General features: G+C 69.8%; 4 protein-coding genes. All 4 read left to right on the top strand.

Annotated features, from left to right (window positions below; all coding sequences use genetic code 11):
* A partial coding sequence (locus ABIS05_RS05585) for a TolC family protein (protein WP_348013136.1) occupies nt 1-588 on the top strand: 588 nt, incomplete at its 5' end.
* Entirely contained in the window at nt 588-1,109 is a 522-nt protein-coding gene (locus tag ABIS05_RS05590; protein ID WP_348013137.1) for a hypothetical protein, read from the top strand. The genes ABIS05_RS05585 and ABIS05_RS05590, both read left to right, overlap by 1 nt.
* Nucleotides 1,106-2,977, top strand: a complete 1,872-nt coding sequence (locus ABIS05_RS05595; protein WP_348013138.1) for an HlyD family efflux transporter periplasmic adaptor subunit — start codon at nt 1,106-1,108, stop codon at nt 2,975-2,977. The genes ABIS05_RS05590 and ABIS05_RS05595 overlap by 4 nt, the downstream gene beginning before the upstream one ends.
* Entirely contained in the window at nt 2,925-5,075 is a 2,151-nt protein-coding gene (locus ABIS05_RS05600; RefSeq protein ID WP_348013139.1) for a hypothetical protein, read from the top strand. The genes ABIS05_RS05595 and ABIS05_RS05600 overlap by 53 nt, the downstream gene beginning before the upstream one ends.
* The last annotated feature ends 239 nt before the right edge of the window (nt 5,076-5,314 follow it).

Raw genomic sequence — 5,314 nt, forward strand, 5'->3', positions numbered from 1 at the left:
GCCGAGGCCGAGACGCGCAAGGCCTCGTTGGCCCATGCGCCTTCGGTGGACCTGAACGCCAGCTACACCCACTCCAATGACAACGGCACGGTGACGAGCATCTTCCCGCGCAGCGGCAACACCTCGGTCGTCGGTGTGACGCTGACGATCCCGATCTTCGCCAGCGGCGCCACGCAGTCCAAGGTCGTCGAGGCCCTGGCCCTGCGCGACAAGGCCGCCAGCGAGCTGGATCTGGCGCGCCGCACCCTCGTCATCGGCGTGCGCCAGGCCTTCGTGGCGACGCTGTCGGCGCTGTCGCAGGCCAAGGCACTGGGCACGGCCGAGCGCTCGCAGGCCTTGTCGGTGCGGGCCAACCAGCGCGGCTACGAGGTGGGGATCAAGACCAATGCCGATGTGCTGGAAGCGCAAGGCAAGCTCTTCGAAGCGCGTCGCGACCTCTCTCGCGCGCGGCACGATGCCTGGGCGAGTTACTTCAAGCTCCGGGCGCTGGCCGGTGCGCTGGGCGACGCCGACTGGCAGATGCTGGAGGCCCAACTCGTCGAGCATCGGTCCAGCGAGATGAGCCGCTCACACAACAGGAGCAACTGATGAAAAACCGATCAACTGTGCAGGTCTGGTGCCGAGCTGCTTTGTGGGCTGGACTGGCTGTTGTCTTGGTTTCCGGAGGTACCACCGCCAACGCCGTAGGTCATTGCCATCCAGACGAGCGGGCGATCTTCAGCTGCGCGCTGCGCAATGGCAAGACGGTATCGGTCTGCTCGTCTCAGGCACTCAGTGCCGATGAAGGCTATCTTCAGTGCCGGTATGGCCGCCCCGGCCGGATCGAACTGGAATACCCAACCATCCGCAACGGCAGCCAGGCCCGGTTCGAGTTCGAGAGCCACCGACCCTATCAGGGCGAGTACGAGAACCTCGAATTTGAGAAGGATGGCCATCGCTACTCGATCTATCGCGTGCTGACCAATGAATCCGGCCAGAAAAACAGCGCCGGCATTCGGGTTCACCGACTGAGTGCTGACCAGACGTCCCCCCTGGTCGATACCCTCTGCAAGGCGCCTCTCGTGCCGCCGTCGATGGGGCTGGAGATGATCGTCAACGAGGCGAAATGACTGACGGCCACGAGACTATTCTGCCCCCGCCCTCGGCCACGCCACAGGCCGCCGAGCTGGCGCCGGCGCTGGCGATGTGGCTGCAGCGCCTGCATGCCGCTGGCCTGGGCTGCCAGGGCGTGGCGCTGCACGCGGCCGACGCGGCCTGGCGCGCGCCCTTCGAGCGAGCCGATGTGGCGGACGCCTGGGCCGAGGCACGAGCGCGGGTCACCCGCGACAGCCCCGTCGCGCTGAGCCGGGTTGCCACGGGCGAACTGCTTGTCGCCACCCATCTGGCGCTGCCCAGCGGTCAGCCCGGCGTGGTCGGCGCCCTGCTCAGCCCGCCGCACAACGACCGCAGCCTGCAACTGCTGCTGCTGTCGCTGGGCTGGCTGCAGCTCACGCTGAGCGCGGCCAGCCTGGCGCACAACCAGCGCGCGGCCGAGCTGCTGGAGCTGATGGGCCACGTCGCCTCGCACAAGGACGCGCGCGGTGCGGCGCAGGACTGGGTCAACCGCACGGCCGCCTGGGCGCGCCGCGAGCTACCGCCCGAGGGTGAACTGCGCCTGGCTTTGTTCGAGGTGCGTCACGAGCGCGCGCACTGGTGGGTGGCGGCCGATGTGTCCTATGCCGAGACCGGCAGCCCCGCCGTGCAGGCGGCGACTGAGATCGCCCAGCGCGCCTTCATCGAAGGCCGCGAGCTGTTGGAGCAGGAGGCCTGGGCCTTGCCGCTGCTGGACCAGGGCGAGGTCGTGGCCGTGCTGGTCGCGCAAGGCACCGCGGCACCCGCCGCCCAACAGGTGCTGCGCACGAGTGCGGCGTTAGCGGAACCGCTGCTGCGCCACTGGCGCGCCGCCGAACTCCCGCTGCCACGCCAGGCCTGGCGCGCGCTGCGCCGCGTGGGCAAGCGCCTGCGCGGCCCCGGCCACTGGGCCTGGAAGGCCGGCGCCGCCGCAACCGTGCTCGTGCTGGCCGTGCTGCTGCTGATCCCCGTGGACGACCGCGTCACGGCCCACACCGTCATCGAAGGCCGCACGCGCCAGCTCGTCACCGCTCCCTTCGAGGGCTTCATCGCCGAGGCCCTGGTGCGGCCGGGCGATCGGGTGCAGCAGGGCCAGGTCTTGCTGCGCCTGGATGAGCGCGATCTGAAGCTGGAGCAGGCCAAGCTGCGCGGCGACCGCGACCAGGCCGCCGCCAAGCTGCGCCAGGCCATGGCCGACCGCGAGGCCGCCAGCGTCGCGTTGGCCAGCGCCGAGCTGCAGGGCGCCGAGGGCCAGCTCGCGCTGGTGGAGGCCAAGCTGGCGCGCGCTCAGCTCGTCGCGCCCATCGCCGGCTTGGTCGTCAGCGGCGACTGGGTGCAGCAGGTGGGCGCACCGGCCGAGTTGGGCAAGGAGATGTTCGAGATCGCCTCCGAGGGCTATCGCGTGGTGCTGCATGTGCCCGAGCGCGACATCGCCCGCGTGCGCGTCGGCCAGCCCGGCGTGCTGCGGCTGGCCGGCCAGCCGCAGGACGGCCACGCCTTCGAGCTGAGCCGCGTGACGGCGACGGCCAGCGTGCAGGATGGCGCCAACGGCTTCCGCGCCGAGGCCGCGTGGGTGGGCGAGACGCCGGCGCTCAGCCCGGGCATGCAGGGCGTGGCCAAGGTCGTCGTCGGCACATCCAACCTGCTGACGATTTGGACGCGCGAATCGGTCGCCTGGCTGCGTTTGAAGCTCTGGCAGTACTGGGTTTTATGTGAAGAGGAAATGCAATCACAGAGGCACAGAGGCACAGAGGCAACAGACCTTGAATTTCTCCGGGCCTCTGTGCCTCTGTGGTTGCATTTAGCGGCTCGTCATGCAAGCCCTCCTCTCCGAACATTGGCATGCCCTGCGCCACCTCAGGCCTAGGCTCAGAGACGGCGTCGAGCCGCTGCACCGCCGCCTGCGCGGCCGCTCCTGGGTGCTGCTGTCCGACCCCGTCAGCCAGCGCTTTCATCGCATGACGCCCGAGGTCTGGCGCGTGCTGTCGCTGTGCGACGGCCGCCGCACGCTGGACCAGGTCTGGGACGCCGCCTGCGCTTCGGCAAGCGACGACGGCGCCAGCATCTCGCAGCATGAGCTGGTGCAGCTGGTGTCGTCGCTGCACTCCAACGACCTGTTGCAGACCCAGGTGTCGCCCGATGCCGGCGAGGTCTTCGAGCGCTTCGAGCGCCAGCGCAAGGCCAAGTTCAAGCAGAACTGGCTCAACCTGATGAGCCTGCGCCTGCCGCTCTTCCACCCCGATGCCTGGTTCGACAAGCAGACGGCCCTGGCGCGCGCGCTGTTCAGCCTGCCGGTCGCGCTGCTGTGGCTGGCCCTTGTCGTGCCGGCCGCCGTGCTGGGTGCCCAGCACTGGCAGGCGCTGACCGAGAACCTGTCGGACCGCGTGCTGTCGGCCAGCAACCTCGTGCTGCTGTGGTTCGTCTACCCGGCCGTCAAGGCGGTGCACGAATGGGCGCACGGCCTGGCCGTGAAGGCGCGTGGCGGCACGGTGCGCGAGATCGGCCTGCTCTTCATCATCTTCACGCCCGTGCCCTATGTGGACGCGACCTCGTCCTACCGCTTCCCGTCCAAGTGGGCGCGGGCGCAAGTGGCGGCGGCGGGCATCCTGGCCGAGCTGGCGCTGGGCGCCGTGGCTGTCTACGTGTGGCTGGCTGCCGAGCCGGGGCTGATCACGGCCGTGGCCTACAACATCATCCTGATCGCCGGTGTGTCCACCCTGCTCGTCAACGGCAATCCGCTGATGCGCTACGACGGCTACTTCATCGCCACCGACCTGCTGGAGCTGCCCAACCTCGCGCAGCGCGCGCAGAGCTACTGGGTCTACCTCAGCGACCGATTCCTCTTCGGCGCCAAGGACGCCGAGCCGCCGCTGGCGTCCCAGGGCGAGCGCCGGATCCTGTTTCTCTACGGTGCCATCGCGCCCGTCTACCGCCTGCTCATCACCGTCGGTCTGATCTGGTTCGTCGCCAGCGAGTACCTGCTGATCGGCGCCGTCATGGCCGTCTTGGCGGGCTGGCAGGCGCTGGTGCTGCCGGTCTGGAAGGCGTGGAAGCATCTCGACGAAGGCGGCGCGCTGGCGCGCCGGCGCGGGCCCGCCAAGCGCCGCGCGCTGCTGCTGCTGGCCGGTGTGCTGGGTTTTCTGGGCCTGGTGCCGCTGCCGTTCTACTCGGTGCACCAGGGCGTCATCTGGCTGCCAGACGAGGTCTTGGTGCGGGCCGAGGCGCCAGGTCAGATCAGCGCCGTGCAGGCCGCGCCGGGCAGCGCGGTGGCACACGGTGCGCCCCTCCTGAAGATCGACAACCTGCCGCTGCAGGCCGAGCTGACGCAGGCCGCCGCCGCGCTGGCGCAGACCGAGGCCAACCTGCGCCGCGCCGAAGTGGCCGAGCCGGCCCGCGCCATTCCGCTGCGCAGCGAGCTGGCCGCGCGGCAGTCCCGTTACGACGAGGCGCTCGCCCGTGTTGCCGCGCTGGACGTGGTGGCCGCCACGGCCGGCCGCTGGCTGCCTGACGCCCCCACCGAGCTGACCGGTCGCGCCGTCAAGCGCGGTGAGCTGCTGGGCTATCTCGTCGCCGGCCCGACCGACCGCGTGCGTGTGGCCGTCACGCAGGAGGATGCGGACATGGTCAAGCACCGTGTGCAGTCGGTGCAGGTGCGGCTGATGCAGACGCCGCACGCGATGGTCGACGCGCGCGTGCGCCGCGAGGTGCCGGGTGGTGGCTTCGAGCTGGTGTCGGCGGCGCTCGGGTCGTCGGGTGGCGGCGAGATTGGCGTTGACCCAGCCAAGGAAGGCGGCAAGCACAGCCTGCGCCGCGTGTTCGACATCGAGCTGCAGCTGGACCGGCCGTCGCCCAGCGCGGTGTTTGGCGACAAGGTGTGGGTGCGCTTCGACCTGGGCGCCACGCCGCTGGCGGCGCAGTGGCTGCTGCGCCTGCGGCAGGCCTTCTTGGCGCGGCTGAACGTCTAACGTGAAAACCAAACAAAGCCACAGAGGCACAGAGGCACAGAGGAGGCGGGATGAAGCTCCCTCTGTGTCTCTGTGCCTCTGTGGCTGTGTTCAGAAAACGGTGGTGCGATGACCACCATGACTGCCGACCTGCGCTGGCTCAAGGCCCTCGCCGGCCCCGAGTTCCGCCGCGCCGACACGCTGCGCGACGAGCGTGGCGCCGAGAAAGACGAGAAGCTGGAGCGCTGGCTGCGCGACGC

This window comes from Roseateles sp., from assembly GCF_039929605.1.
GTDB lineage: Bacteria > Pseudomonadota > Gammaproteobacteria > Burkholderiales > Burkholderiaceae_C > Pelomonas.